Consider the following 26,887-nt stretch of genomic DNA (forward strand, 5'->3'; position numbering starts at 1 on the left):
CGGACGGTCGCGCGTCGGCGCCGGCGCCCCCGCGACGGCCCGGGTCCTCCCCGCCCGCTACGAGCCCAGCACCGTCGCCAGGAACTCGCCCACCCAGCCGAGGAGTTCCCGCCCGACCAGCGGCTTGCCGCCGACCTTCGCGGTCTTCGGGCGAGGCACGAGGACCTGGTGCGCGGCGGGCTTGATGACGGACCCCGGGTACAGCCGCTTCAGGCGCAGTTCCTGCGACTCGCGCAACTCCACCGGCGCGAAGCGGATGTTGGCGCCCTGGAGCACGATCTCGCCGACACCGCACGCGCGTGCCAGCATCCGCAGTCCCGCCACCAGCAGCAGGTTCTCCACCGGCTCGGGCAACTTGCCGTACCGGTCGACGAGTTCCTCGCGGACCGCCCTGACGTCGTCCTCAGAGTTGGCGGAGGCGATGGCCCGGTAGGCCTGCAGCCGCAGCCGCTCGCCGGGCGCGTAGTCGTGCGGGACGTGCGCGTCGACCGGCAGCTCGATCTTGACCTCGAGCGGCGGCTCCTCCTCGATCTCGCCGGTCTCCAGCTGACGCCGGTAGTCCGCGACGGCCTCGCCGACCATCCGCACGTACAGGTCGAAGCCGACGCCCGCGATATGGCCGGACTGCTCGCCGCCGAGCAGGTTGCCCGCGCCGCGGATCTCCAGGTCCTTCATCGCCACGTACATGCCCGCGCCCATCTCGGTGTGCTGGGCGATCGTCGCGAGCCGCTCGTGGGCCGTCTCCGTCAGCGGCTTCTCCGGCGGGTACAGGAAGTACGCGTAGCCGCGCTCCCGGCCCCGGCCCACCCGGCCGCGCAGCTGGTGCAGCTGGGACAGGCCGAAGGTGTCGCCGCGCTCCACGATCAGCGTGTTGGCGTTGGAGATGTCGATGCCGGACTCGACGATCGTCGTCGAGACGAGCACGTCGAACTTCTTCTCCCAGAAGTCGACGACGACCTGCTCCAGCGCCGACTCCGACATCTGGCCGTGCGCGGTGGCGATGCGCGCCTCGGGGATGATCTCGCGCAGTCTCGACGCCGCCCGGTCGATCGACTCGACCCGGTTGTGGATGTAGAAGACCTGGCCCTCCCGCAGCAGTTCGCGGCGGACGGCGGCGCCGATCTGCTTCTGCTCGTAGGGGCCGACGAAGGTGAGCACCGGGTGGCGCTCCTCCGGGGGCGTGGTGATCGTCGACATCTCGCGGATGCCCGTCACCGCCATCTCCAGGGTCCTCGGGATCGGGGTCGCCGACATCGTCAGGACGTCCACGTTCGCCCGGAGCTTCTTCAGCTGCTCCTTGTGCTCGACGCCGAAACGCTGCTCCTCGTCGACGATGACCAGTCCGAGGTCCTTGAACTTCGTCTCGGAGGAGAACAGGCGGTGGGTGCCGATGACGACGTCCACGGAGCCCTCGCGCAGCCCCTCCAGGGTGGCCTTCGCCTCCGCGTCCGTCTGGAAGCGGGAGAGGGCGCGGACCTTCACCGGGAACTGCGCGTACCGCTCGCTGAACGTGCCGAAGTGCTGCTGCACCAGCAGGGTCGTCGGCACGAGGACGGCGACCTGCTTGCCGTCCTGGACGGCCTTGAAGGCGGCGCGGACCGCGATCTCCGTCTTGCCGTAGCCGACGTCGCCGCAGATCAGGCGGTCCATCGGGACCGTCTTCTCCATGTCGTCCTTGACCTCGGCGATGGTGGTGAGCTGGTCGGGCGTCTCCGCGTAGGGGAAGGCGTCCTCCAGTTCGCGCTGCCAGGGCGTGTCGGTGCCGAAGGCGTGGCCGGGGGCCGCCATCCGCGCGCTGTACAGCTTGATCAGGTCGGCGGCGATCTCCTTGACGGCCTTCTTGGCGCGCGCCTTGGTCTTGGTCCAGTCGGCTCCGCCGAGCCGGTGCAGGGTGGGCGCCTCGCCCCCGACGTACTTGGTGATCTGCTCCAGCTGGTCGGTGGGGATGTAGAGGCGGTCGCCGGGCTGGCCGCGCTTGGCGGGCGCGTACTCCACGACCAGGTACTCGCGCGTGGCGCTCTGGACGGTGCGCTGCACCATCTCGATGTAACGGCCCACGCCGTGCTGCTCGTGGACGATGTAGTCGCCGGCCTCGAGGGTGAGCGGGTCGATGGTCTTCCTGCGGCGCGCGGGCATGCGCGCGCCGTCCTTGCCGGCCGCCTTCTGACCGGTCAGGTCGGTCTCGGTGAGGACGGCGAGGCGCAGCTCGTGGTCGACGAAGCCGTGGTCGATCGAGCCGCAGGAGACGTGCACGACGGAGGGGCTCAGCTCGCTCAGGTCGCTGTCGAGGCGGGCTGCCACGCCCTCGCCGCCGAGCACCTCGACCGTGCGGGCGGCCGGGCCGTGCGCCTCGGTGACGAAGGCGACGCGCCAGCCGTCCGCGAGCCAGCCCTTGGTGTCCGCGAGGGCCTTCGCGGTGTCGCCGCGGTAGGTCTCGGGTGCGTGCATGCCGAGCTTCAGCGTGCCGTCGTCCAGCTCGTCGTCGGCGGCGAACGGCGACACCGACCACCACATCATGTCCAGCTCGCGCGCGTGTTCGCGGACGTCGGCGATCGACCACAGGGAGGCCGCGCCGACGTCGATGGGCGCCTCGCCGCCGCCCGCCGTGGCCGCCCAGGAGGCCTGCAGGAACTCGTGCGAGGTCGCCACCAGGTCGGCGGCGCGGGTACGGACCCGCTCCGGGTCGCAGACGACGGCCATCGCGCCCTTGGGCAGGACGTCGATCAGCAGTTCCATGTCGTCGACGAGCACCGGGGCCAGGGACTCCATGCCCTCGACCGCGATGCCCTCGGCGATCTTCCCGAGCAGTTCGCCCAGCTCGGGGTGCTGTTCGGCGAGGACGCCCGCACGCGCGCGCACGTCGTCCGTCAGCAGCAGTTCACGGCAGGGCGGCGCCCACAGGCCGTGCTCGGCGACTTCCAGGGAGCGCTGGTCGGCGACCTTGAAGTAGCGGATCTCCTCGACGTCGTCGCCCCAGAACTCGACGCGCAGGGGGTGTTCCTCGGTGGGCGGGAACACATCGAGGATGCCGCCGCGGACGGCGAACTCGCCGCGCTTCTCGACGAGTTCCACGCGCGCGTAGGCGGCCGCGGCTAGCGCTTCGACGATCTCGTTCAGGTCGGCGGTCCCGCCGGAGCGCAGCGCCACCGGTTCCAGGTCGCCGAGTCCCTTGACCTGCGGCTGGAGCACGGAGCGGACGGGTGCGACGACCACCGAGACGGGGCCGGTCTCCGGGTCGTCGGGGCGCGGGTGGGACAGCCGGCGCAGCACGGCGAGGCGGCGGCCGACGGTGTCGCTGCGCGGGCTGAGGCGCTCGTGCGGGAGCGTCTCCCAGGAGGGGTACTCGACGACGCCGTCCGGCGGGAGCAGCGAGCGCAGGGCGGCGGCGAGGTCCTCGGCCTCGCGGCCGGTGGCGGTCACCGCGAGGACGGTGCGGCCGGTCTCGCGGGCGAGGGCGGCGATCGCGAAGGGGCGGGCCGCCGGAGGACCGACCAGATCGACGTGCATGCGGTTGCCGTCGGCGGCCGCCGGGATGGCTTCCGCGAGGGCGGCGTCCTTGACGACGGCGTCGAGCAGACCGTGCAGGCTCATGGAGGGCTTTCCGTCGAGGGGCCCGGGCACGTCTCGTTCTCGCGGGATGTCTCTCGCGGTGACACGGGTGCACCGGGTCCGGGGTGGGCAACGCGAAGGGCCCGACGCGTGTCACGGGCCGGGGGTGTCCAGGGTACGACGGGGCGGGGTCGTTCGCCGGGGGCTGTGGACAACCGCGGGGGCCGGTGTGGGGCGATGACCGGATCTTTTCGGCCCTGCCCTCTTTTCGGCACTGCCCTCTTTTCGGCACCGCGGTGTCTCGGCCCCACGGCCCTACCGGCCCTACGGCCCTGCGCGGAGTTGATGCCACCGCCCCGGCCACGCCGCGAGCACGCGGAAGCCCGGCACCGAGAAGACCCCCGTCCTTCTCGATGCCGGGCTGTTCGGGGAAGCCGGACCCCTCGCGGCTAGTCCGTCGCGATCGCGTTCAGGACGTTCATGCGGCCCGCGCGGAACGCCGGGATCAGTGCCGCGAACAGGCCCACGAACGCGGAGCCGATGAACACGCCGATGATGGTCGGCCACGGGATGTCGAGGACGTCCAGCCCCTGGAGGGCGAGGAGCTGCTGGGCGGTCGCGCCCCAGCCCATGCCCAGCCCGAGGCCGAGCAGGGCGCCGAACAGGGCGATGACGACCGACTCCATGCGGATCATGCGGCGCAGCTGGCGGCGGGAGAGACCGATCGCCCGCATCAGGCCGATCTCCCGGGTGCGCTCCACCACCGACAGGGCCAGGGTGTTCACCACGCCGAGGACGGCGACGATGATCGCGAGGGCGAGCAGGCCGTAGATCAGGTTCAGCAGCTGCCCGATCTGGTCCTTCAGCTCCTGCTTGTAGTCGGTCTGGTCGCGCACGACGTACTGCGGGTAGTCGTGCAGCGCCGACTTCAGAGCCGTGTACGCGGCGTCCTGCTGCCCGTCCTTCGCCGAGGCGAAGACCAGCTGGTCCAGCGGCAGCTTGCCGGCCGGGACGTACTTCTTGAGGGTGGCGATGGAGGTGTACATCGCGCCCTGGTCGATGACGCCGTCGCTGCTGGTGATGGCGCGGACCGTCAGCCGGGCGGTGGATCCGTTCTTGAAGGCCACGGAGATCTGGGAGCCGAGCTTGACCTTGTGGTCCTCGGCGAACTTCTCGTGGACGGACATCGAGTCGAGGCGGTAGGCGTCGGCGAGCTTGCCGGCGACGGTCTCGACACGCAGGTCGGTCGCGTAGGTCGGGTCGGCCGCCGTGATCGACGTGTCGTCGAGGGTCTTGCCGTCGGGGGTGGTGAAGTCGGCCTGGGTCCCCTTGTACTCGGTGACCCGCTCCAGACCCGGGACCGACTTGATCGCCTGCACCGCGTCGGCGGTCACGCGCTCGCCCTTGTCGCTCTGGATAATGAAGTCCGTGCCGACGCTTTTGTCGAGTTCCTCGGTGGCCGAGGCGACCATGGAGGAGCCGACCACCGACAGGCAGGCGACCAGCGCGAGGCCGATCATGAGGGCCGCGCCCGTGGCGCCGGTGCGGCGCGGGTTGCGCAGCGCGTTGCGCTCCGCCATCCGTCCGACCGGGCCGAACGCCCTCAGCAGGACCGCGCCCAGCACCCGCACCACGCCGCCGGCCAGCAGCGGGCCGATCACCACGAAGCCGATCAGGCTCAGCACCACGCCGAGGCCCAGCCACATCGAGCCCTCGGCGGCCTTGTCGGCGACGGAGGCGAGGTAGAGGCCCGCGCCGCCGCCGACGGTGAGCAGCAGGCCGATGACGGCCCGCACGACGCCCGCCTTGGCGTCGGCCGGGGCGCCGGCGTCGCGCAGCGCGGCCATCGGGGAGACCTTGCCGGCGCGGCGGGCCGGCAGGTAGGCCGCCAGCACCGTGACGACGATGCCGAGGACCATGCCGACCACCGGGGTCGTCCAGGCGACCGTCAGGTCGTCGGTGGAGAGGTTCATGCCGGTCATGCTCATGAGCTTCATCAGGCCGACGGCGATGCCGACGCCCGCGCCGACGCCGAGGACGGAGCCGACCACGCCGAGCAGCAGGGCCTCCACGAGGACGGACCGGTTGACCTGCTTGCGGCTGGAGCCGATGGCCCGCATCAGGCCGATCTCACGGGTGCGCTGGGCGACCAGCATCGAGAAGGTGTTGATGATCAGGAAGATGCCGACGAGGAAGGCGATCCCGGCGAAGCCGAGCATCGCGTACTTCATCACGTCCAGGAAGCTCCCGACGTCCTTGCGGTTGGCGTCCGCGGTCTCCTTGGCGGTCTGCACCTTGTAGTCGGCGCCGATCCCGGCCGCGACGTTCTTCTTCAGCTGTTCGTCGCTGACCCCGGCCGCGGCCGTGACGTTGACGTTCGTGAAGACGTTCGCCTCCCCGACCAGCGCCTTCTGCGCGGTCGCGGTGTCCAGGTAGAAGATCGCCGCGCCGGGGTTGGTGACCTGGAAGGCGGCGATGCCGGAGATCTTCGCGGTGTGCGTGCCGACCGCGGTGATCACTCCGATCTCGTCGCCGAGCTTCAGGTGGTGCTTGTCGGCGGTGTCCTCGTCGACCATGATCTGGCCGGAGCCCTTGGGCGCCGCGCCTTCGGTGATCTTCATGGTGCGGGCTTCGTTGGCGTTCCAGCCGCCGACGATGGTGGGCGCGCCGCTGGACGGCGACAGGCTGTCCTTGTCGGCGTCGACGACCGTCGCCGCGCTGGTGAAGACCGAGCCCTCCGCGGACTTCACGCCCGGCGCCTTGCGGACCTCGTCGAGCACGGAGGCCGGCATGACCGGCGGCTTGCCGTTGTCGGCGGTCGTCTCACCGGTGTCCGAGGCGCCCTTCGCGCTCACCGTCACATCGGAGGAGGTGGCGGCGAAGAGCTTGTCGAACGTCGTGTTCATGGTGTCGGTGAACACCAGCGTCCCGCAGACGAACGCCACGGACAGCAGGACCGCCACGGCCGACAGGGCCATGCGTCCCTTGTGCGCGAAGAAGTTGCGCATCGAGGTCTTCAGCACGGTCATGACGTACGCCCCCGCGCGTCGAAGTCCTTCATGCGGTCGAGGACGGTCTCGGCGGTCGGCTTGAACATCTCGTCGACGATCCTGCCGTCCGCGAGGTACAGCACCCGGTCCGCGTAGGAGGCGGCGACCGGGTCGTGCGTGACCATCACGATGGTCTGGCCCAGGTCGTCCACCGAGCGGCGCAGGAAGCCGAGGACCTCGGCGCCGGCGCGCGAGTCGAGGTTTCCGGTGGGCTCGTCCCCGAAGATGATCTCCGGGCGGGCGGCGAGGGCGCGGGCCACGGCGACGCGCTGCTGCTGACCGCCGGAGAGCTGGGTGGGACGGTGCTTGAGTCGGTCGGCGAGCCCGACGGTCTCCACGACCTGGCTCAGCCACGCCTTGTCGGGCTTGCGGCCGGCTATGTCCATGGGCAGCGTGATGTTCTCGAGCGCGTTCAGGGTGGGCAGCAGGTTGAACGCCTGGAAGATGAACCCGATCCGGTCCCGGCGCAGCTTGGTGAGCTTCTTGTCCTTCAGCCCGGTGATCTCGGTCTCGTCCAGGTAGATCTGGCCCGACGAGACGGTGTCGAGACCGGCGAGGCAGTGCATCAGCGTGGACTTGCCGGACCCCGAGGGGCCCATGATCGCGGTGAACTGGCCACGGGTGATGTCCACGTCGACGTGGTCGAGGGCGACGACCCGGGTCTCCCCGGACCCGTACGCCTTGACGACCTGTCGCGCTCGCGCGGCAACGGCCGTACGCCCTCCAGTGCCCCCGTGCCTGGGAATGGTCACAGCCGAAGTCACGGTCAGTCTCCTCAGTCGAAAATCTGCGGTGGACGAGCGCGCCGCACCGGTGTCGCCGGACGGTGTGCCGGCGGCGCCGGACGGTGAAGCGCCACGTCGAGAAGTGTGTCGGCGGGAGGCGGTCCCGCGCGCTGGTGCCCGGGCCCGTCTTCCCGGGGGGTTAACCCCACCCCCCGTGGGTGGGGTCGGCCGCCCCGCCGGTCCCCGTACGCCCCCCGTCGACGGCGTAAAGCCAGGTTAAGGACGGCGGAGGGGGTTCTCCTCCTCCGACGGAACGAACCCGCCCCCAGCCGTAGTACGGAGAGACCCCTAGGGGCTGTCCACCGCCAGGTGGAGAGGCACTCGGGGGTCTCTCCACCCTCGGCTCCGCCCAGGCTGGGCCCTCTCGTCGCGTGAGGATCAAGTGGAAAGCCTGGTTCCGGCAGATGGATGCAGGGGGCACGCAGACGCGCGCCCGGCCCGGGGCCCCGGCACCGGCTTCCGCGGGCCCCGGTGCGGCCTCACGAGGGGCCTCGGCGCCGGCTTCCGCGCGGGCCTCGGCGCCGGCTTCCACGCGGGCCTCGGCGCCGGCTTCCGCGCGGGCGGGGGCACCGGCTTCCGCGCGGGCGGGGGCGGGCGCGGGACGCGGCCCGACGCCCACGGAAAAGCCTCGGGTTAACGCGGGTAACACCCCAGGTGGGAGCCCGTTTCGCATAGCAAGCGCATACCGACCGACCAGTTTGGCGAAAAGGCTTCGCAGCGACCGTACTCCCGAGTAACGTGCCTCCCTCGCCCCCCACCTCCCTGCGGTCCGCCGCCTCGGATCCGAGCCATGCAAGGAGCGGGATGTCCCACGACCCGTCGTCCCCCCACCCGTCCTACCCCTACCCCTCGTCCCCCCACCCGACCTACCCCTGGCAGCCGCCGCCTCCACAGCCCGAGCCACAGCGACCGCGCCCGGACCGCCACGCCCCCCTCGGCCGCCACAGCGATCTGCGGATCCTGCGCGGCGCCTACCGCCGTCAGCGACGCGTGGCCACCCTCACCGCGCTCGGGTACTTCGTCGTCTTCCTCGTCCTGTCGGCGTTCGCGCCATCCCTGATGACCGCCACACCCGCCCCGGGCCTCCCCGTCGGACTGCTGCTCGCCCTGCTCCAACTCCCGGTCACCTGGCTGGCGATCGCCCTGTACGAGCGCACCGCCCGCCGGCACGTCGACCCGCTCGCCGACCGCATCCGCAAACTCGCCGAGATCGACGCAAGACGGGACACCCGCACCGCACGGGACACCCGGGACCGGCGCGCAACGCGCCCCGGGGAGGCCCGACGATGACGGAGCTCACCGGCGACGCCCAGACCATGTCCCTCGTGGCGTTCACCGCCGTCGCCACGATCACGCTGCTGCTGTGCGTGATGACCGGCCCCGACCGCGACGACCTCGACGAGTTCTACACCGGCTACCGCTCGCTCTCCCCGCTGCGCAACGGCCTGGCCGTCGCGGGCGACTACATCTCCGCCGCCACCGTCCTGGGCACCGGCGGGGTGATCGCCCTGTGCGGCTACGACGGCGTGGTCCTCGCCCTCAGCACCGTGCTCTCCCTGATGCTGCTGATGTTCCTGCTGGCCGAACCGCTGCGCAACGCGGGCCGGTTCACCATGGGCGACGCGCTCGCCCGCCGGCTGCCGGGCCGCGCGGTGCGCATGACGGCGTGCGCGGTCACCCTCGCCGCGCTCCTGCCGATGATGCTCGTCCAGCTCGCCGGCACCGGCCAGCTCCTCGCCTTCATCCTCGGCTTCTCCGGCGACTCGGTGAAGACGGGCTGCGTCGTCTGCATGGGCGTACTGATGATCAGCTACGCGGCCATCGGCGGCATGAAGGGCACCGCCCTCATCCAGATGCTGAAGATCGTCACGCTGCTCGGCTCCGGCACGGTCATCGCGGTGATCATCCTGTACCGCTTCGACGGCAGCCCCGGCGCGCTCTTCGACGCGGCGGCCGAGGGGAGCGGGGTCGGCGACGCCTTCCTGCGCTCCGGCCTGGAGTTCGCGGGCGGCCCCTACCCCCGCCTCGACATGATCGTCTCCCAGCTGTCGGTCGTGCTGGGCGGCGCGTGCCTGCCCCACATCACCATGCGCATGTACACCGCCTCCAGCGCCCGCCAGGTGCGCCGCTCGATGTCCTGGGCGGTGTCCGGCGTCGCCCTGTTCGTGCTGGTCATGACGGTCGTCGGGTTCGGCGCCACCGCGCTCGTCGGCCGCGCGCTGATCGCCCGGGCCGACCCCCGGGGCAACACCGCCTACCTGCTGGGCTCCCGGGCCGCGTTCGGCGCCGACGTGTCCACCGCCGAGACCCTCCTCTTCACCACCGTCACGACGGCGATCTTCCTCACCGTCCTCGCCTCGGTCGCCGGCATGATCCTCGCCTGCGCCAACTCCCTCGCCCACGACGTGTTCGCCGCGCAGAAGCCACGGACGTCCCCGCGGCGCGAGATGCTCGTGGCCCGGCTGTCCGCCCTCGCGGTCGGCGTCCCGACGATCCTGCTGGCCACCCAGGTCCAGCACCGCAGCCTCCAGCCCCTGGTCACCCTCTCCTTCTGCCTGGGGGCGTCGGCCCTCGCCCCGGCCCTCGTCTACAGCCTCTTCTGGCGCCGCTACACCCGCACGGGCCTGCTCACCACGCTCATCGGCGGGACCGTGTCCGTCCTGCTCCTCATGCCGGGCACGAACCTGGTCTCCGGCTCGCCCGTCTCCGCCTTCCCCGAGGCCGACTTCAACTGGTTCCCGTTCACCACCACCGGCATCGTCACCGTCCCGCTGGGCTTCGCCCTCGGCTGGCTGGGGACGGCGCTCTCGGGCCACCGCAAGGCGGAGGAGCAGCGCCGCCGGTACGAGGAGGTGGAGGGCTGGATCCTGGCGGGCGCGGTCCGCAGGGGCGACTGACCCGGCAACCGACGCCCGCCCCTCACGCGCGCGGGCAGGCGGGCGGGCAGGCATGCATGCATGCATGCATGCATGGATACATGCATGCATGCATGCAGGTCGAACGAGCACAGGGGTCGCCGGGCGACCGGATCACCGGCCGGCGGTCGTCAGTCGACCGCACGGCCGGTGAGCGCGGTCAGGCTGTTGCGGACGTGATCCATGTGCGCCTGGACGTCCTCCCCGCGCGCGCCGTGCTCCCGCAGGACGCGCTCCGTCTCCCGTTCGGTGCGCTCCTCCCGGGCGCGCGCCTCGGCGAGGATCCCGGCCGCACGCGCGTGTGCCTCCTCCTGACCGCGGCGGGCCGACTCCTCGGCCTCGGCGAAGGCCTGCTTCGCCTCGGACAGCGCCGCCTCGGCGCGCGCCACCGCACCGGCGTGCCGCGCGTCGAGGGCGGCGGCCCGCTCGGCGGCCTCGTCCTCCACCGCGGCCCACCGCTCGGCGTGCTCCCTGTGCTGCTCGGCGAGCATCGCGGCGGTGCGCTGGCGCACCTCGCGCAGGGCGGCCAGCGCCTCGCCCCGGTTCTCCTTCACCTCGCGCCGGGCGCCGATGCGGACCTCGTCGGCCTCGGCGCGCGCCGCGAGCAGCCGCTGCCGTGCGCGCTCCTCGGCCTCCGCGCGCAACGCGTCCGCCTCCTCCTGCGCCGCCCGTCGCGTCCCGAGGGCGCACGACTCGGCGTGCGCGACCTCGTCCGCCGCCGCACGCCGCGCACACGCGCGCACGTCCTCCGCCTCCTCGGTCGCGAGCTGGAGAACGCGCTGTGCACGCTCCCCCAGCACGTCGTAGGTCTGCGGCGCGAGCCCCGTCACGACCTCGCGCAACCGCTCGGCCTCCTCCTCCATCCGCCGGGCGAGGACGGTGAGCCGCGCGGCCCGCTCCCACGCCGCGTCCCGGTCGGCGCAGAGCGCGGCCGTGTACGCCTCGACCTGCTCGGGACGGTAGCCGCGGCCGCGAACGGTCACGAACCCCGGCGGTGACACCGATGCGCTGCTCATCCTTGAACCCCTCGCCACCCGACGGACACGACATGATGATTTCGCGCATATCTTGATGTATCGGGCGTAAGTGTTCATAACGCGACACTCCGCGTTCAGGTCCCGGTCACCGACGTCACCACCCCGGCCACCACCCGGACACGAAAAGGCCGGACCCGGTCTTCCGACCGGGCCCGGCCCGCACTCCGTCCCGCGTTCCGCGTCCTGTGGGGTTCAGCGAACACCCGTCACAGCAGTCCGTCCCACATCTGCTCCAGCAGCACCGACCACCAGCTCTCCGGCGAACCGAGCGCCGCCGGGTCGAGCGAGGCCAGCTGGGCCTGGAAGTCGACGGTCCAGCGACCCGCCTGCTCCTGGTTCAGACCGAACCGCAGCCGCCACATCCGCCCCAGCAGCGCCAGACAGCGCGCGAACTCCGGCAGCCCCGTGTTCACGAACTGCGGCGGCACCGGAGCACCGCCCAGACCCGCCTCCACCGGCACCGCGACGATGTTCGCCGTCCCGTACTGCACACAGATCGCCTTGCCGAAGTCGCTGCCCATCACGAGGTACGAACCGGCGTCCGAGGCCGGCTGCACGCCCCGCTCCGCCGCCAGCTCCGCCAGCGTCGGCACCGGCCGCCCCGGCTGGGCCTGCGCCCAGAAGAACGGCCCCATGTCCGCCGGCAGACCCGCCACCACCAGGGTGTGCGCCACCACCGGCGGCACACCCTGCCGGGACACCGCCGCCTGCTCGAACCGGAACACCGCCGGCCCGAACACCGCCGCCAGCTCCTGCCCGATCGCCTCCGGCGGCACCGGCGGCACCGGCGGCACCGCGGCCAACGGCGCACGCACCGGCCCCGGGCGCGCGGGACCGTCCGCCACCTGGTGCAACTCGCCCTGATGCGCCAGCAACTGCTGCATGCCCTGCTGCCGGCTCGCATGATCCGTGCCGTACGGCGCGATGCTCGTGATCCGCGCCTGCGGCCACTGCTCCCGGATCATCCGCGCACAGTACGCACCCGGCAGCTCGCACGACTCCAGCTCCGTGTGCAGCTCCAGCACCTGGTCCGGCGGCACGTTCATCGCCCGCAGCTCGTGGAAGATCTGCCACTCCGGGTGCGGGGTGCCCGGCGCCGAACGCCGGATCAGCTGCTGCTCCGAACCGTCCTGCGCCCGGAAGCGCAGCACGGCCTGATAACCGGGTCCGACCGTCGGCAGACCCTGCTGCTGCGGATACCCGTACGACGGCGGCTGCCCCGGCGGCGGGCCGCCCGGCGGCGGCATCGCACCCGGCGGCATCGGCGGCTGCGGGACGCCCGGCGCCATCCCGGGAGGCCCCGGAGGCACACCGGGACCGCCACCCGGAAAACCGGGAGCACCATGCGCCCCAGGGGCCCCGTGCGCCCCGGGAGCCTGTGGCGGCGGGGGCGCGCCCGGTCCGCCGGCCGGCGGACCGGCCAGCATCGTCGCGGCATGGTGGACGGCACCCTGCCCGCCGCCCGCCGAGCCGTTCCCGCCCGGAGCGCCGGGGACACCACCCGGAAACTGCGGTGCGCCGGGGGCACCGGGGGCGCCAGGGGCCCCCGGCGGATACGGAGCGGCGCCCGGACCCGACTGACCCGGGTCGGCGAACATCGTCGCGGCGTGATGCACCGCGCCGGGAGGCGTGGCCCCGGGCGGGTTCGGCGCACCGGGCACATGCGGCGCGCCGGGAGCACCGGGAGCCGCAGGACCGGAACCCGCCGGGCCACCCGGGCCGCCCGGCGCACCCGGCGCACCCGGCTCCAGGGCCGAGATCAGCTGCGTCGGCACATAGCCGCCCGCCGGAGTGCCCGGCGCGCCCGGGCCGGACGGCGCGGCCGGCGGCGGAGGCGTGCCGCCCGGCCGCGCACCCGGCGCTCCGGGCACGCCCGGCGGAGGCGGCGGCGCTCCCGCACCGCGGTTGCGCCGCGGAGGCGGCGCGGCCTTGCTGGTCGCCGCGTCGGCGATGTCACCGGCGTTCGGCGCGAGCGGCCGCGCCGGGGCGCCCGGACCGGCCGGCGGCTGCGGCGCACCCGCAGCACCCGCGGCACCTGGAGCACCTGGAGCACCTGGAGCACCCACACCCTGCGGATAGCCGTACGACGACCCGGGCGGGCCCGCGGGCGGAGGCGTCGGGCCCGCGGGCGGAGGCGTCGCGGACGACCCGGCCTGCGCACTCCCGGACGCCTGCTGCACGCCCTGCGGGCCCGGCGCACCCGGATCGCCGAGCACGGGGGCGACCGCCGTCGGCGGAAGCTGACTGCCACCGGACATCAACGCCGTCTTGGCGTCCGGCGCGGCCGTCGGCGGCCCCGCCTCGTCGTCGGACCCGCTCAGCGGAGGCGCGAACACGGTCGCGGGCAGCGGTACGGAACGGTCGTCACCGGCGTCGGCGTTGGTGTCCGTCCCGGCCCACGGCGTCGCGCCGGCCGGAGCGGCAGCCGCAGCAGCCGCCGGACCCGCCGGCACACCGGCCTGCGTCTCGGGCAGCCGGCTTCCCGGCACGCCGCCCTGCGTCCGAGGCAGCGACGGATCCCCACCGACACCCGCACCCGCACCCGCACCCGCACCCGCACCGAACGAGCCCGACCCGGGACCCGACGACGCTCCCGAACCCGACCCGGCGCCCGCAGCCGCCCCGGACGCCGACGCCGCGTCCCCGGACCCCGAGCCGGACTCCCGCCGGTCGGGAATCCCCAGCTTGTCCGCCGCCTCCTGCAACCACTCCGGCGGCGACAACAGAAACGACGTCTGATGCAGATCCACCCGCGCCGCAGGCGCCGGCACCGCGTCCGCGGGCCCCTCCGGACGGCCGTACTCCTCCTCGTACCGGCGAATCACCTCACCCACCGGCACCGAAGGCCACAACGTGGCCTCCCCGCTGTCCCGGGCGATCACCAGCCGCTGCGCACCCCCGTCCGAACGCGGCCCCTCCGCACGGTCCTCCGCCCACACCACGAACCCGAGCTCGAACTCCCGCACCCGCACCTCACGATGCTGATACGCCGGCACATCCCCGTTGACCCACTCCTCGGCGCGCTCCTGCGCCTGCGCGAACGTCACCATCGTCCAGCTCACTCCCCCGCCGAAGACACCGAAGACGCCGGCACAGCCCGCGCGAACCCGCCGTCCACCATCAGATTCGCCACCGTCGCCAACTCCGGCGGATTGCCCGCCAACCGCGACAGGAAGACGTCGAAGTCCTCACCGCACGGCAACAACAACCGCTCCATCCGCTCCGACGGCGACCACCCGGGATCCACGTCCCGCACATCGTCGTACGAGCAGAACCACACCGAACCGGCCCGCTCGCCCCGCACCTTCACCGCCAGCAGACCGCCCTGCACGAAACCGACGCTCAGATAGTCCTTCGTCAGATGATCCCGCAGACACTTGTTCACATACACCAGGTCGTTGACCGCCGCCTCGTCCCGCACCGTGAAGAACGGCTGATCCACCAGCAGACCCAACTCCGCGTCCAACGCCGCGCCCACCGGCGCACACCCGCCCGCCGCCTTCAGGAACGACCGGTACGCCCCCGGCAGCCGATACCCCAGATCCTCCTCCACCCCCTGCACCTGCTGCTCCGACACCGCCACACCCGACTTCGGCAGACCGAAATGCGCCGGACGCGTCTCCTGCAACGGCCGCGTCCCCCGCTTCCCCTGATCCACCAACGCCGTCGACACCCCACCGTGATGCCGCAGCAACGCCTTCACCTCGACCGGCACCAGCTCCAGCCGCCGCGAACCCACCACGTGATGCCACGTCCAGCCGTGCGGAGTCGCCACCGCCGGCACCGTGTCCCACAACTCGTGCCCCGAAGCCGCCGACGCCGCGTTCGCCGACACGTAGTCCGTCAACCGCAACTCGTCCACACCGAAACCCTCCGGCGGATCCGCGATCTCCGCGACCGCCCGCGCATACGGCGAGAAATCGGGATAACCCCGCTCGTCCACCCGCACACCCCTCGGGTGCCGCGCCGCCCGGACCGGATCCGGGAAATGCACGACCTGCCCGGCATAGGCCGCGTTCGGCGGCGTGCCCTGTCCCCCCACCTGGCGGCCGGGAGGCGCCCCCAGCCCGAGCCGACCTGTCGTCATGGCGGTTTGCCCCCTGCGGCACTCTGTACGGCCCGCGACAGGCGGCTCCGCTTCCGGACCCGACCCACCACGACCCGTATCGACTGTCTCCAACGATCTCCGACGCGCGTCAACCACGCGCTCACGGTGCGACAGCCTATGCGGTACGGCGACAGCGGTCACCGGCCCTCCACTTCCGTGACCAGCCGTCACCCCGCCGTGACGACCCACCCCGCCCCGGGCGTGTCGCACCGCCCCAGCTTCCGCACCCGCCCCGCCATTTGGCACCCTGTGACCTCCGGGGGGATGCACGGAGGGGAAACGATCATGAACACCACACAGACGGGGCCACACACCGGCAGGCCGGACGACCTGCACACCGCCCACACCGGCGACCCCCGCATCGGCTGGTCCGCCACCACCACACCCCACACCCCCACCCTCCTCCACCGCCGCGACGGCATACTCCCCACCGTCGCCGCCGCCCTCTCCGTCCGCGGCGCCACCCTCACCGGCACCGCCGCCCGCGGAGACCAGCCCCCACTCCTGCACCCCCTGGTCCAGGACTTCCTCGACACCCTCCCCAGCCCCCAACGCGACCGCTCCACCGGCCGCTGCGCCGAAGCCCTCCTCATCTCCCGCCACATCACCGCCGCCGACGCCGCCCGCAGCAGACGCGCCGCCCGCCGCCCCATGACCAACGGCGAAGCCCGGAAAACCCTCAAACAAGCCAAACTCACCACCCGCCACATCCGCGAGGACGGCGACCCCCTCCACGGCGCCTTCGCCACCCCCTGCCGCGCCTGCACCGCCCTCAGCGCCCACTTCGGCGTCCGCGTCGTCGACCCCGCAACCGGCTCCTGAACCCCACCCCCACCAGCACACCGGCACACCCGCACCACCCCGACACACCACGGACGAAGGGCAGATGCACCCCGACCGCACCTCCACCACGCGCTTCCCCGTACCCGTCGACGCCGCCCTGCGCGCCGCCGGCTGGCAACCCGGACGCTGGGACATCAAACAAGCCGAAATCTGGGCCGACACCCTCCGCGAACACACCTCACCCGCCGGCCACCGCCACGCCGTCTTCCCCGCCGCCGTCGAAGCCTGGGCCGAATTCGGCGGACTCACCATCACCCCCACCGGACCCGGCCGCCAGATCGCCCCCAGCACCCTCCACATCGACCCCCTGCACGGCCTCCACCTCGCCCGCACCCTCGCCGACCTCGGCCGCGCCCTCGACAGCGAAGTCGCCCCCCTCGGCGCCGAAGCCGACGACCGGGCCCTCCTCGCCATCGACGCCGAAGGCCGCGTCTACGCCCTCGACCACACCGGCGACTGGTACCTCGGCCCCGACATAGACCAGGCCCTCGGCACCCTCACCTCCGGCACCGAACCCACCCGCCTCACCGCAGGCTGACCCCCGACCCCCACCAGGGACACGGACACCGGCCGGGACACACAGCCACCACCCCACCCGCCTACGACGCCGGAATCACCGCCGACACCCGAAAACCCCCCGCCTCCGTCGGCCCCGACACGAACACCCCGCCCAACGCCACCACCCGCTCCCGCATCCCCACCAGCCCGTTGCCCCCCGACGGCAACCCCGCCGACGACGCCGACCCCGCCTCCGGCGGCGCCCCGTTCTCCACCTGCATCGCGATCTCCCCCACCCGATGCGCCAACCGCACCTGCGCCTTCGCACCCCCCGCATGCTTGTGGACGTTCGTCAACGCCTCCTGCACCACCCGATACGCCGTCTGCTCCACCTCCGGCGCATACGACCGCACCTCACCCTCCACCATCAGATCCACCACCATCCCCGCAGCCGCCGACTGCCCCACCAACTCCTCCAACTCCGCCAGACACGGCCCCTCCCCCTCCTCCACCACCAGCGCGGCCACCCCCACCGCCACCGAAGCCGCCGCCCGCTCCACCCCGACCCCACTGCGCAACACCCCGAGCATCTCCCGCAACTCGGTCAACGCCTGCCGCCCCATGTCACCCACCAACGCCGCGTTGCGCACCGCCTTCTCCGGATCCTTCCGCGCCACCGCCTGCAACGCCGCCGCATGCACCACCATCAGACTCACCCGATGAGCCACCACGTCGTGCATCTCCCGCGCGATCCGGGTCCGCTCCTCGTTACGCGCCCACTCCGCCCGCTCCTCCGCCCGCTCCGCGAGCAACTGCAACTCCCGCTCAAGACTGTCCGCGCGCTCCCGCAGACTCTCCATCAACCGTCGCCGCGCCCCCACATACAGCCCCAGCAGCAACGGCGGCGCCGTCAACCCCAGCGACGTCGTGATCGCCGCGAACGGCACGAACCAGTCGCCCAGGGTCAGACTCCCCCGGTTCATGCTCTGCCGCACCTGCACGAACGTCACGATCAACGTCCCCACCAACTGCATCCCGGCGAGCGACGCGATGATCCGCCGAGGCAGCTCCGAAGCGGCGAGCGTGTACAACCCCACGATCCCCATCAGAAAACCCATCTGCGCCGGCGTGATCGCGATCGCCACCAGCACCACCGCGATCGGCCACCGCCGCCGCACCACCAGCACCGAGCCGGCCAGCAGACCGAACACCACCCCCACCGCCACCGGGATCCCCGCGTCCCGCGCGAACGGCACCCCCTCCACCGCACACTCCACCGCCGACACGAGCCCCAGGCCCGAGTCGAACACCGCGCTACGCCGTCTGGCCCACCACAGCGGCCCTCCCCGGACCGCCGTGTCCTCTGCCCCCGTCATGGTCATGCCTCCAGCCTACGGGCGCACCCCCCGCCTTTTCCGGCGACTTTCCGCGACCGCCCCCCACCACGCACCGCAACCGAACAGCATCGAAACCCCCCGGCATCCCTCGAACGGCTGAACTCCACCCGTTCGACCCCGGAACCCCACATTCCGCCCGGACGGTATGCGTATGACACATGCGCATAGCAAGTACGCCGACTTCGAGGGACTACGGGAACGGGCGCTGGCACTGCGCCGCGAGGGCCTCAGCCGACGGCAGATCCGCGATCGGCTCCACGTCGACAACAACGACATCCTCAACCGCCTCCTGGAGGGCGAGCCCCCACCGGAGTGGACGAAGCGCCCGAACGCGAAGGACGACCTCAGGCACCGGGCGAGGGAGCTCCGGCTGCAGGGCAGGACGTACGACCAGATCCAGCTGGAACTGGGCTGTTCGAAGAGCTCGATCTCACTGTGGGTGCGGGATCTGCCGAAACCGGAGCGGCGCGACCCGGCCGAGCAAGCACGCATGGCCAGTCGGAAGCGCTGGGAACACGAACTGGCGGTACGAGACGAGGCACGTCGACGCACCAAGACGGCCGCAGCCGCTCAACTCGGCACCATGTCCGAGCGCGATCTCTTCATCGCCGGGATCGCTCTGTACTGGGCCGAGGGCTCGAAGGACAAGCCTTACTCACGCCGGGAGAACGTCACTTTCGTCAACAGCGACCCCGGCGTGATCCAGCTCTACCTGGCCTGGCTCAACCTCCTGGGCGTAGAGCCCGCGCGTATGACCTACCGGCTGATGATTCACATGACCGCGGACGTGGAGGGGGCGGTCCGCTACTGGGCGGAGCTGGCGGGCGTCGACACGTCCGCCTTCCAGAAGACGACGATCAAGAAGCACAACCCCAAGACCCTCCGTAAGAACGTTGGTGAAACCTACCGGGGCTGCCTGGTGATCCGGGTGGCGAAGGGAGCCGACTTGTACCGGCGCATCGAAGGCTGGTGGTCCGGGATGGTGGAGTCCGCCGGGCGGGATCATGCCCCTCCCCTCCTCCGGTAAGGTCTAAGGCAGCAATCCGCCGTGGGGTAGCGGCATCCCGCAGGCCTTTGGAGCCTTGAGACGCTGGTTCGAATCCAGCCGGCGGAGCTGCTGAACCGGGCCCCGACATCACCGTCGGGGCCCGCTCTCATGTCCGTCGGAAAACGCCCCGGTATCCTTCGGATGTCCCCACCTCTCCACAGCCGAAGGGCAACTCCGTGAGCGCCATTCGCCCGGCAGCCGTCGTCGTACTCGCAGCGGGTGAGGGCACCCGTATGAAGTCGGCCATACCGAAGGTCCTCCACGAGCTCTGCGGCCGCAGCCTCGTGGGCCACGTGCTGGCCGCCGCCCGTGAGCTGGACCCCGAGAACCTGGTCGTGGTGGTCGGACACGCACGCGAGAAGGTCACCGCGCACCTCGCCGAGGTCGACGCCGCCGTGCGCACCGCCGTGCAGGAGGAGCAGAACGGCACCGGGCACGCCGTGCGGATGGGGCTCGAGCAGCTGGGCGGCGGTGTGGACGGCACGGTGGTGGTGGTGTGCGGCGACACCCCGTTGCTGACGGGTGCGACGCTGGCGGAGCTGGCCGCGACGCATCACGCGGACGGCAACGCGGTCACCGTGCTGTCCGCCGAGGTGCCGGATGCGACGGGGTACGGGCGGATCGTGCGGGACGAGGCTTCCGGGGCCGTGACGGCGATCGTCGAGCACAAGGACGCGGATGACGCGGTGCTGTCGATCCGGGAGATCAATTCCGGGGTGTTCGCGTTCGACGGGCAGCTGCTCGCGGACGCGTTGAAGAAGGTGCGCACGGACAACAGTCAGGGTGAGGAGTACCTGACGGACGTCCTGGGGATTCTGCGTGAGGCCGGTCACCGGGTGGGTGCGTCGGTGGCCGCCGATCACCGGGAGATCGCCGGGATCAACAACCGGGTGCAGCTGAGCGAGGCGCGTCGGATCCTGAACGACCGGTTGCTGACCGCGGCGATGCTGTCGGGGGTGACGGTGATCGACCCGGCGACGACGTGGGTGGACGTCACGGTGACGTTCGAGCGGGACGCGGTGGTGCATCCGGGTACGCAGCTGCACGGGAGCACGCACATCGGCGAGGGTGCCGAGGTCGGTCCGAACAGCCGGCTGACGGACACGGTGGTCGGTGCGGGGGCCCGGGTCGACAACACGGTGTCCAACGACTCGGAGATCGGGGCGGGCGCGTCGGTGGGGCCGTTCGCGTATCTGCGTCCCGGTACGCGGCTGGGGACGAAGAGCAAGATCGGTACGTTCGTGGAGGCGAAGAACGCGTCGCTGGGTGAGGGGACGAAGGTTCCGCACCTGTCGTACGTGGGTGACGCGACGATCGGCGAGTACAGCAACATCGGCGCGGCGAGCGTGTTCGTGAACTACGACGGGGAGAGCAAGCACCACACCACCGTCGGCTCGCACTGCAAGACGGGTTCGGACAACATGTTTGTGGCTCCGGTCACGGTCGGGGACGGCGCGTACACCGCGGCCGGGTCCGTGATCACGAAGGATGTGCCGCCCGGTTCGCTGGCCGTGGCCCGTGGTCAGCAGCGGAATATCGAGGGCTGGGTGGCCCGTAAGCGTCCGGGCAGCGCGGCGGCGAAGGCGGCCGAGGCGGCGTCCCGCCAGGGCGAGAGCGGGAGCTGACCGGAAACGGGCGCGTCGAACACGGCGTACCGTGATAAGTGCACACCCGCACCTACCAGCTGAGACGTCCTTGTCGCGCCCAGCGGCGAAGGGTTCTCGACATCCAGCTGAGACACCTCTGAGGAGACAGTGCTGTGACCGGGATCAAGACGACCGGCGAGAAGAAGATGATGTTCTTCTCCGGCCGCGCCCACCCCGAGCTTGCCGAGGAGGTCGCCCACCAGCTGGGTGTCGGGGTCGTCCCGACGAAGGCCTTCGATTTCGCCAACGGTGAGATCTATGTTCGCTACCAGGAGTCCGCGCGCGGTGCGGACTGCTTCCTGATCCAGAGCCACACGGCTCCGATCAACAAGTGGATCATGGAGCAGTTGATCATGATCGATGCGCTGAAGCGGGCTTCCGCGCGTTCGATCACCGTGATCGTGCCGTTCTACGGCTATGCGCGTCAGGACAAGAAGCACCGTGGGCGTGAGCCGATCTCGGCGCGGCTGATCGCCGATCTGATGAAGACGGCGGGTGCGCACCGGATCCTGACCGTGGATCTGCACACGGACCAGATCCAGGGGTTCTTCGACGGTCCGGTGGACCACCTGTTCGCGCTGCCGCTGCTGGCGGACTACGTGGGGCAGAAGGTGGACCGCGACAAGCTGACGGTGGTGTCGCCGGACGCGGGCCGGGTGCGGGTGGCGGACCGCTGGTGCGACCGTCTGGGCGCGCCGCTGGCGATCGTGCACAAGCGGCGTGACAAGGACGTGGCGAACCAGGTGACGGTCCACGAGGTCGTGGGCGAGGTCAAGGGCCGTGTCTGTGTTCTCGTGGACGACATGATCGACACGGGTGGCACGATCTGTGCGGCCGCGGACGCGTTGTTCGCGCATGGTGCGGAGGACGTCATAGTGACGGCGACGCACGGTGTGCTGTCGGGTCCGGCGGCGGATCGTCTGAAGAACTCGAAGGTGAGTGAGTTCGTGTTCACGAACACGCTTCCGACGCCGGGTGAGCTGGAAGTGGACAAGATCACGGTGTTGTCGATCGCTCCGACGATCGCGAACGCGGTGCGTGAGGTGTTCGAGGACGGTTCGGTGACGAGCCTGTTCGACGAGCAGTGACGGCTGCCTTCCGGGGCAGGTTCTAGTACGACAGGGCTAGATCGATTTCGTGTACGGCCTTCCCGCTGCGTAAGCTGTGACAGTTGCTCGGCGAGGGAGGCCGTACGCGTGTGTGTGGCGCGTGTGTACGGCGGTCCGTTATCGACGCGCTCTTCGTAGCAGGCCGATGGTTTGGCCGGGTGACCACCTTTCCCCCGTTCTACGAGGAGTGAACATGGCTGAGCTGAAGCTTGCCGCCGAGTCCCGGACCGAGTTCGGCAAGGGCGCTGCCCGTCGTATCCGTCGTGCCAACAAGGTTCCGGCCGTGGTGTACGGCCACGGTGCCGACCCGGTGCACATCACGCTGCCGGGCCACGAGCTCCAGCTCGCGCTGCGTACCCCGAACGTGCTGCTCAGCCTGGAGATCGAGGGCAAGACGCAGCTGGCGATCCCGAAGGCCGTCCAGCGTGACGCGATCAAGGGCTTCCTGGACCACGTCGACCTGCTTCTCGTGAAGCGCGGCGAGAAGGTCAACGTCGAGGTCTACGTGCACACCGAGGGTGACCTGGCGCCGGGCGCCTACCTGCTCGAGCACGTGCTGAGCACGCTGACGGTCGAGGCCGAGGCGACGCACATCCCGGAGTCGGTCACGGTCTCCATCGAGGGTCTCGAGGCCGGTGCCTCGATCCTGGCCAAGGACATCCCGCTGCCCAAGGGCACGACGCTGGCGATCGACGAGGACGCGGTCGTCCTTCAGGTCCTGGCCGCTCAGGCGGAGGAGGCCCCGGCGGAGGCCGAGGCCGAGGCCACCGAGGCCTGATTTTCCCGGTATCTCGTTTCGTCGGCCGCCGCTCCCTTCGGGGGGCGGCGGTCTGCGCGTATCAAGGAGACATGCAGGTGACGACCGATGCGAACGCGCCGTGGCTGATCGTGGGTCTCGGCAATCCGGGTCCGGAGTACGCGATGAACCGGCACAACGTGGGTTTCATGGCTGCCGATCTGCTGGCCACGCGGATCGGGGGGCGGTTCAAGCGGGCGGGGAAGGCGCAGGCGCAGGTGGTGGAGGGCCGGATCGGTCCGCCGGGGGTGGGGAGCCGGCGGGTGGTGCTGGCGAAGCCGATGTCGTTCATGAACCTGTCGGGTGGTCCGGTGAACGCGTTGCGGGACTTCTACAAGGTGCCGCTGGCGAACGTGGTGGCGGTGCATGACGAGCTGGACATCGACTACGGCGTGCTGCGGTTGAAGCTGGGCGGCGGTGACAACGGGCACAACGGTCTGAAGTCGATGACGAAGGCGATGGGTGCGGAGTACCACCGGGTGCGGTTCGGGATCGGGCGTCCGCCGGGGCGGATGCAGGTGGCGGACTTCGTGCTGAAGGATTTCTCGTCGGCGGAGCGCAAGGAGCTGGACTACTTCGTGGACCGGGCGGCGGACGCGGTGGAGGCGTTGGTGCTGGAGGGTCTGGAGCGGGCGCAAAGCACGTACAACTCCTGACTTGTCACCCGCGGAGGTTGACGTTGGTTCAGTGATGGCTGATGATCCCGGCCATGTCTGGCTCTGCAGTCTCGTCGCATCGCCGTGCGGGTCCGTCCGGGAAGCACTCGGCCAAGAGGTCCGGCCGGGGTGCGGGCGGGGGCCGGGGTGCGGCGGGGGGTTCCGTCTCCGTGGCGGTGCTGCGGTTCGGGCGGTTCGCGGTGATGGGTGCGCTCGCGGTGCTGATCCTGGTGGCGGGGGTGTGGGGTTCCTGGGGTTCGGCGCAGCACGTGATGCTGACGAAGGGGCGGGAGCAGGGCACGGTCGAGGTGACGGGGTGTGCCGGGGGGAGGTGTGCGGGGCCGTACACGCCGTTGTCGGCGGGGTCGACTGCGCGGGCACGGGTGGTGCTGGATCAGTCGGTGGCGGTGCGCGAGGGGCGGACGTACACGGTGGTGCTGAAGCCGGGCGGTGATCGTGCGGTGCGTTCGGGGCCGGCGGGGGTGTTGTACGCGTGGGTGCCGTTCGGTGGGGCGTTGTTGTTGGCGTCGGTGGTGGTGGCGGGGGGTCTGGGTCGGGTGCGGGCGGGTTGGGTGCTGGCGGGGTCGGGGGTGGCGTTGCTGACGGCGGCGTTCGTGACGGTGTGAGCGGGGACGGGTGAGGGGCGCCTGCGGGTCCGTGCGGACTCGGGGGCGCCCCTCGTGCTGTGTCGTGGTGTGGGGGGTGGGGTCAGCCGGTGTTGCGCAGGCCTGCGGCGACGCCGTTGACGGTGAGGAGGAGGGCGCGGGAGAGCAGGGGGTCGGGTTCGGCGCCGGTGGCGGCTTCGTCGCGCTGGCGCTTGAGGAGGGTGACCTGGAGGTAGGAGATGGGGTCCAGGTAGGCGTCGCGGATGGTGAAGGTCTGCTTGAGGGCGGGGGTGGCGTCGAGGAGTTCGCGTTCGCCGGTGACCTTGAGGACTTCGGCGACGGTGAGGGCGTGTTCGGCCTTGATGGCGTCGAAGATGTGGCGGAGCTCGTCGGGGACGAGGGTGTCGACGTAGTGCTGGGCGATGCGCAGGTCGGTCTTGGCGAGGGTCATCTCGACGTTGGAGATGAAGTTGCGGAAGAAGTGCCACTGTTCGTGCATCTCGTCGAGCACGGTGTCCAGGCCTGCCTCGCGCAGCGCCTTGAGGCCGGAGCCGACGCCGAACCAGCCGGGGACGATCTGCCGCGACTGGGTCCAGCCGAACACCCACGGGATGGCGCGCAGGCCGTCGAGGGAGACGCCGGAGCCGGGGCGGCGGGAGGGCCGGGAGCCCAGGTGCAGGTCGGCGAGCTGGTCCACCGGCGTCGACGCGAGGAAGTACGTCGGCAGGTCGGGGTCCTCGACGAGGGTGCGGTAGGCGTTGTGGGCGGCGTCGGAGACGAGGTCCATGGCGGCGTCCCAGCGGGCGAGGGCCTCGTCGGACTGGCGGGGGGCGGTGTGCAGGGCGGAGGCCTGGAGGGTCGCGGCGACCGTGAGCTCCAGGTTCTCCCTGGCCAGGGAGGGGATGAGGTACTTGTCGGAGATGACCTCGCCCTGTTCGGTGACCTTGATCTCGCCTTCGAGGGTGCCCCAGGGCTGGGCGAGGATCGCGTCGTGGGAGGGGCCGCCGCCGCGGCCGACGGTGCCGCCGCGGCCGTGGAAGAGGCGCAGGCGGACGCCGTAGCGGTGGGCGACGTCGCGCAGGCGGCGCTGGGCGCGGTGGATCTCCCACTGGCTGGTGGTGATGCCGCCGAACTTGGAGGAGTCGGAGTAGCCGAGCATGACTTCCTGGACGTCTCCGCGCAGCGCGACGAGGCGCCGGTAGGAGGGGTCGGAGAGCATGTCCTCGAGGATGGTGTCGGCGGCCCTGAGTTCGTCGGTGGTCTCCAGGAGGGGGACGATGCCGATCCTGGCCCAGCCGGCGTGCAGGTCGATGAGTCCGGCTTCGCGGGCGAGGACGGCGGCGGCGAAGACGTCGTCGGCGCCCTGGCACATGGAGATGATGTAGGACTCGATGACTTCGGGTCCGAAGACCTCGAGGGCGCGCTTGACGGTGAGGAAGACGCCGAGGGTCTTCTCGCCGGCGGCGTCGACCGGTGCGGGGACGGGGGCGAGGGGGCGGCGGGAGCGCAGTTCCTTGGCGAGGAGCTTGGTGCGGTACTCGCGGGGCATGTCGGCGTAGCGCCAGGATTCCTCGCCGAGGCGGTCGAAGAGCTGGCCGAGGGCGTGGTGGTGGGCGTCGGCGTGTTCGCGGACGTCCATGGTGGCGAGCTGGAGGCCGAAGGCGGCGAGGGTGCGGATGGTGCGGTTCATGCGGCCGTCGGCGAAGAGGCCTCCGCGGTGTTCGCGCAGGGAGGTCTGGATGAGGGTGAGGTCCTGGAGGAGTTCGCCGGTGCCGAGGTAGTCGCGTCCGCTCTCGTGGGGGGTGCCCTTGGCGAGGCGCTGCTTGGTGTTCTCGAGCTTCTGGCGGATGCAGGTGGCCTTGAGGCGGTAGGGCTCTTCGGCGTTGAGGCGCTTGTAGCGGGGGCTGATCTCGGGGAGTCGTTCGAGGTCGGCGCGGAGGGATTCCAGGAGTTCCTCGGTGGCTCCGGTGTAGCGGATGGAGTTGGAGAGGAAGCCGCGCAGTTCGTCGATGGTCTCGAGGGCGTCGTTGATGCCGTGTTCGTGCTGGAGGATGAGGACGTCCCAGGTGACCTGGGGGGTCACGTTGGGGTTGCCGTCGCGGTCGCCGCCGATCCAGGTGCCGAAGGTGACGGGGCGGGTGTCGTCGGGAAGCTTCACGCCGACGCGTTCGAGTTCCGCCGTGAGGTCCTCGAGGACGTCGCCGACGGCGCCGGCGTGGAGTTCGTCGAGGTAGTAGATGGCGTTGCGGGCCTCGTCGGCGGGTTCGGGGCGGACGACGCGCAGTTCGTCGGTCTGCCAGACGAGGTCGATGTTCTCGGCGAGGCGGGTGTCGTGGCGCCGGCGGTCGGACTCGATGACGGGGGTCTCCAGAAGCGCGGCGATGCGCCGGAGCTTGTTGAGTACCGACCGGCGTGCGGCTTCGGTGGGGTGCGCCGTGAAGACGGGGCGGACGTTGAGGTGGCGGACCGTCTGCTGGACGTGCTCGGGGTCGGCGTCCTTGAGGCGGTCGGCGGTGCGGGCGAGGAGGCCGCCTTCGGCGGCGCGGCGTTCGCGCAGTTCGCGGCCGCGGTGGACCTGTTCGGTGACGTTGGCCAGGTGGAAGTAGGTGGAGAAGGCGCGGACCAGCTTGGCCGCGGTCTCCAGTTCGATGCCGCGCAGCAGCTCGGCGGCGGCGTCGCCGTCCTCCCGGGTGAGGCGGCGGACCTTCTCGACCAGGTCGAGGAGCTCGGGGCCCTCCTGCCGGACGAGGGTCTCGCCGAGGAGGTCGCCGAGCCTGCGGATGTCGGCGCGCAGCTCGGGGCTGGTCGTGGTCTGGTCGTCGGCACTGCTCACAGGTGCGGCTCC

At 71.4% G+C, this 26,887-nt stretch carries 18 protein-coding genes and 1 tRNA gene; 11 read left to right on the plus strand and 8 right to left on the minus strand.

Translation table 11 applies throughout. The features are described from left to right. Positions 1-57: 57 nt before the first annotated feature. The 3 genes from mfd to QF032_RS16655 form a co-directional block, all read right to left on the minus strand. Positions 58-3,591, minus strand: coding sequence for a transcription-repair coupling factor (gene mfd, locus QF032_RS16645; protein WP_307043574.1), 3,534 nt, complete (start codon positions 3,589-3,591; stop codon positions 58-60). 407 nt (positions 3,592-3,998) lie between these two features. After that, on the minus strand, positions 3,999-6,578 hold the full coding sequence (locus QF032_RS16650; protein ID WP_307056368.1) for an ABC transporter permease: 2,580 nt from the start codon (positions 6,576-6,578) through the stop codon (positions 3,999-4,001). Then, positions 6,575-7,363 (minus strand): ABC transporter ATP-binding protein, encoded by a 789-nt coding sequence (locus QF032_RS16655; protein ID WP_057578643.1) that lies wholly within the window; start codon positions 7,361-7,363, stop codon positions 6,575-6,577. The genes QF032_RS16650 and QF032_RS16655 overlap by 4 nt, the downstream gene beginning before the upstream one ends. Positions 7,364-8,188: 825 nt before the next feature. On the opposite strand from QF032_RS16655, the gene QF032_RS16660 reads away from it, so the two are divergent. Then, a complete protein-coding gene (locus tag QF032_RS16660) occupies positions 8,189-8,674 on the plus strand; it encodes a DUF485 domain-containing protein (RefSeq protein WP_307056370.1) in 486 nt (161 codons plus the stop codon). Then, entirely contained in the window at positions 8,671-10,281 is a 1,611-nt protein-coding gene (locus tag QF032_RS16665) for a sodium/solute symporter (protein ID WP_307043581.1), read from the plus strand. Before QF032_RS16660 ends, QF032_RS16665 begins: the two co-directional genes overlap by 4 nt. Positions 10,282-10,430: 149 nt before the next feature. On the opposite strand, the gene QF032_RS16670 is transcribed toward QF032_RS16665, so the two are convergent. The 3 genes from QF032_RS16670 to QF032_RS16680 all read right to left on the minus strand — a co-directional run bounded on the left by QF032_RS16670 (position 10,431) and on the right by QF032_RS16680 (position 15,423). Next, entirely contained in the window at positions 10,431-11,315 is an 885-nt protein-coding gene (locus QF032_RS16670; RefSeq protein ID WP_307043583.1) for a cellulose-binding protein, read from the minus strand. Positions 11,316-11,542: 227 nt separating this feature from the next. Further along, a complete protein-coding gene (locus tag QF032_RS16675; RefSeq protein ID WP_307056372.1) occupies positions 11,543-14,386 on the minus strand; it encodes an SUKH-4 family immunity protein in 2,844 nt (947 codons plus the stop codon). 8 nt (positions 14,387-14,394) lie between these two features. After that, complete coding sequence (locus QF032_RS16680) at positions 14,395-15,423, minus strand: SMI1/KNR4 family protein (RefSeq protein ID WP_307060286.1); 1,029 nt, start codon at positions 15,421-15,423, stop codon at positions 14,395-14,397. Between the two features lie 306 nt (positions 15,424-15,729). Between QF032_RS16680 and QF032_RS16685 the strand changes: the two genes are divergently transcribed. Beyond that, positions 15,730-16,266 (plus strand): YwqJ-related putative deaminase, encoded by a 537-nt coding sequence (locus tag QF032_RS16685; RefSeq protein WP_307043587.1) that lies wholly within the window; start codon positions 15,730-15,732, stop codon positions 16,264-16,266. Between the two features lie 64 nt (positions 16,267-16,330). Then, positions 16,331-16,825 (plus strand): SUKH-3 domain-containing protein, encoded by a 495-nt coding sequence (locus tag QF032_RS16690; protein WP_306951735.1) that lies wholly within the window; start codon positions 16,331-16,333, stop codon positions 16,823-16,825. Positions 16,826-16,886: 61 nt separating this feature from the next. On the opposite strand, the gene QF032_RS16695 is transcribed toward QF032_RS16690, so the two are convergent. Continuing rightward, positions 16,887-18,167, minus strand: a complete 1,281-nt coding sequence (locus QF032_RS16695; RefSeq protein WP_307043589.1) for a sensor histidine kinase — start codon at positions 18,165-18,167, stop codon at positions 16,887-16,889. Positions 18,168-18,333: 166 nt separating this feature from the next. Between QF032_RS16695 and QF032_RS16700 the strand changes: the two genes are divergently transcribed. The 7 genes from QF032_RS16700 (at position 18,334) to QF032_RS16730 (ending at position 24,063) form a co-directional block, all read left to right on the plus strand. Further along, a complete protein-coding gene (locus tag QF032_RS16700; protein ID WP_307056374.1) occupies positions 18,334-19,209 on the plus strand; it encodes a hypothetical protein in 876 nt (291 codons plus the stop codon). A gap of 15 nt (positions 19,210-19,224) precedes the next feature. Next, positions 19,225-19,296, plus strand: a tRNA-Gln gene (locus tag QF032_RS16705). A gap of 110 nt (positions 19,297-19,406) precedes the next feature. Beyond that, positions 19,407-20,855, plus strand: a complete 1,449-nt coding sequence (glmU, locus tag QF032_RS16710) for a bifunctional UDP-N-acetylglucosamine diphosphorylase/glucosamine-1-phosphate N-acetyltransferase GlmU (protein WP_307043593.1) — start codon at positions 19,407-19,409, stop codon at positions 20,853-20,855. 134 nt (positions 20,856-20,989) lie between these two features. Continuing rightward, a complete protein-coding gene (locus QF032_RS16715; protein WP_306951727.1) occupies positions 20,990-21,964 on the plus strand; it encodes a ribose-phosphate diphosphokinase in 975 nt (324 codons plus the stop codon). 214 nt (positions 21,965-22,178) lie between these two features. Further along, on the plus strand, positions 22,179-22,763 hold the full coding sequence (locus tag QF032_RS16720; RefSeq protein ID WP_306951725.1) for a 50S ribosomal protein L25/general stress protein Ctc: 585 nt from the start codon (positions 22,179-22,181) through the stop codon (positions 22,761-22,763). Between the two features lie 71 nt (positions 22,764-22,834). Next, positions 22,835-23,437, plus strand: a complete 603-nt coding sequence (pth, locus tag QF032_RS16725) for an aminoacyl-tRNA hydrolase (RefSeq protein ID WP_306951723.1) — start codon at positions 22,835-22,837, stop codon at positions 23,435-23,437. Between the two features lie 41 nt (positions 23,438-23,478). After that, positions 23,479-24,063 carry a hypothetical protein gene (locus QF032_RS16730; protein WP_307043595.1) on the plus strand — a complete coding sequence of 195 codons (585 nt, stop codon included), beginning with the start codon at positions 23,479-23,481 and terminating at the stop codon, positions 24,061-24,063. Positions 24,064-24,145: 82 nt separating this feature from the next. Here QF032_RS16730 and ppc read toward each other — a convergent pair whose 3' ends face one another. Further along, a complete protein-coding gene (gene ppc, locus QF032_RS16735; protein ID WP_307043597.1) occupies positions 24,146-26,875 on the minus strand; it encodes a phosphoenolpyruvate carboxylase in 2,730 nt (909 codons plus the stop codon). Positions 26,876-26,887 lie beyond the last annotated feature (12 nt).

The organism is Streptomyces achromogenes (assembly GCF_030816715.1).
GTDB lineage: Bacteria > Actinomycetota > Actinomycetes > Streptomycetales > Streptomycetaceae > Streptomyces > Streptomyces achromogenes_A.

Bases quoted from the DNA above. Each gene is read 5' to 3' on its own strand.
- QF032_RS16730 (WP_307043595.1), top strand. From the start codon at position 23,479: ATGATCCCGGCCATGTCTGGCTCTGCAGTCTCGTCGCATCGCCGTGCG.
- QF032_RS16675 (WP_307056372.1), bottom strand. From the start codon at position 14,386: ATGGTGACGTTCGCGCAGGCGCAGGAGCGCGCCGAGGAGTGGGTCAAC.
- QF032_RS16665 (WP_307043581.1), top strand. From the start codon at position 8,671: ATGACGGAGCTCACCGGCGACGCCCAGACCATGTCCCTCGTGGCGTTC.
- QF032_RS16720 (WP_306951725.1), top strand. From the start codon at position 22,179: ATGGCTGAGCTGAAGCTTGCCGCCGAGTCCCGGACCGAGTTCGGCAAG.
- QF032_RS16660 (WP_307056370.1), top strand. From the start codon at position 8,189: ATGTCCCACGACCCGTCGTCCCCCCACCCGTCCTACCCCTACCCCTCG.
- QF032_RS16695 (WP_307043589.1), bottom strand. From the start codon at position 18,167: ATGACCATGACGGGGGCAGAGGACACGGCGGTCCGGGGAGGGCCGCTG.
- mfd (WP_307043574.1), bottom strand. From the start codon at position 3,591: ATGAGCCTGCACGGTCTGCTCGACGCCGTCGTCAAGGACGCCGCCCTC.
- QF032_RS16690 (WP_306951735.1), top strand. From the start codon at position 16,331: ATGCACCCCGACCGCACCTCCACCACGCGCTTCCCCGTACCCGTCGAC.
- QF032_RS16700 (WP_307056374.1), top strand. From the start codon at position 18,334: ATGACACATGCGCATAGCAAGTACGCCGACTTCGAGGGACTACGGGAA.
- QF032_RS16685 (WP_307043587.1), top strand. From the start codon at position 15,730: ATGAACACCACACAGACGGGGCCACACACCGGCAGGCCGGACGACCTG.
- QF032_RS16670 (WP_307043583.1), bottom strand. From the start codon at position 11,315: ATGAGCAGCGCATCGGTGTCACCGCCGGGGTTCGTGACCGTTCGCGGC.
- QF032_RS16650 (WP_307056368.1), bottom strand. From the start codon at position 6,578: ATGACCGTGCTGAAGACCTCGATGCGCAACTTCTTCGCGCACAAGGGA.
- QF032_RS16680 (WP_307060286.1), bottom strand. From the start codon at position 15,423: ATGACGACAGGTCGGCTCGGGCTGGGGGCGCCTCCCGGCCGCCAGGTG.
- pth (WP_306951723.1), top strand. From the start codon at position 22,835: ATGCAGGTGACGACCGATGCGAACGCGCCGTGGCTGATCGTGGGTCTC.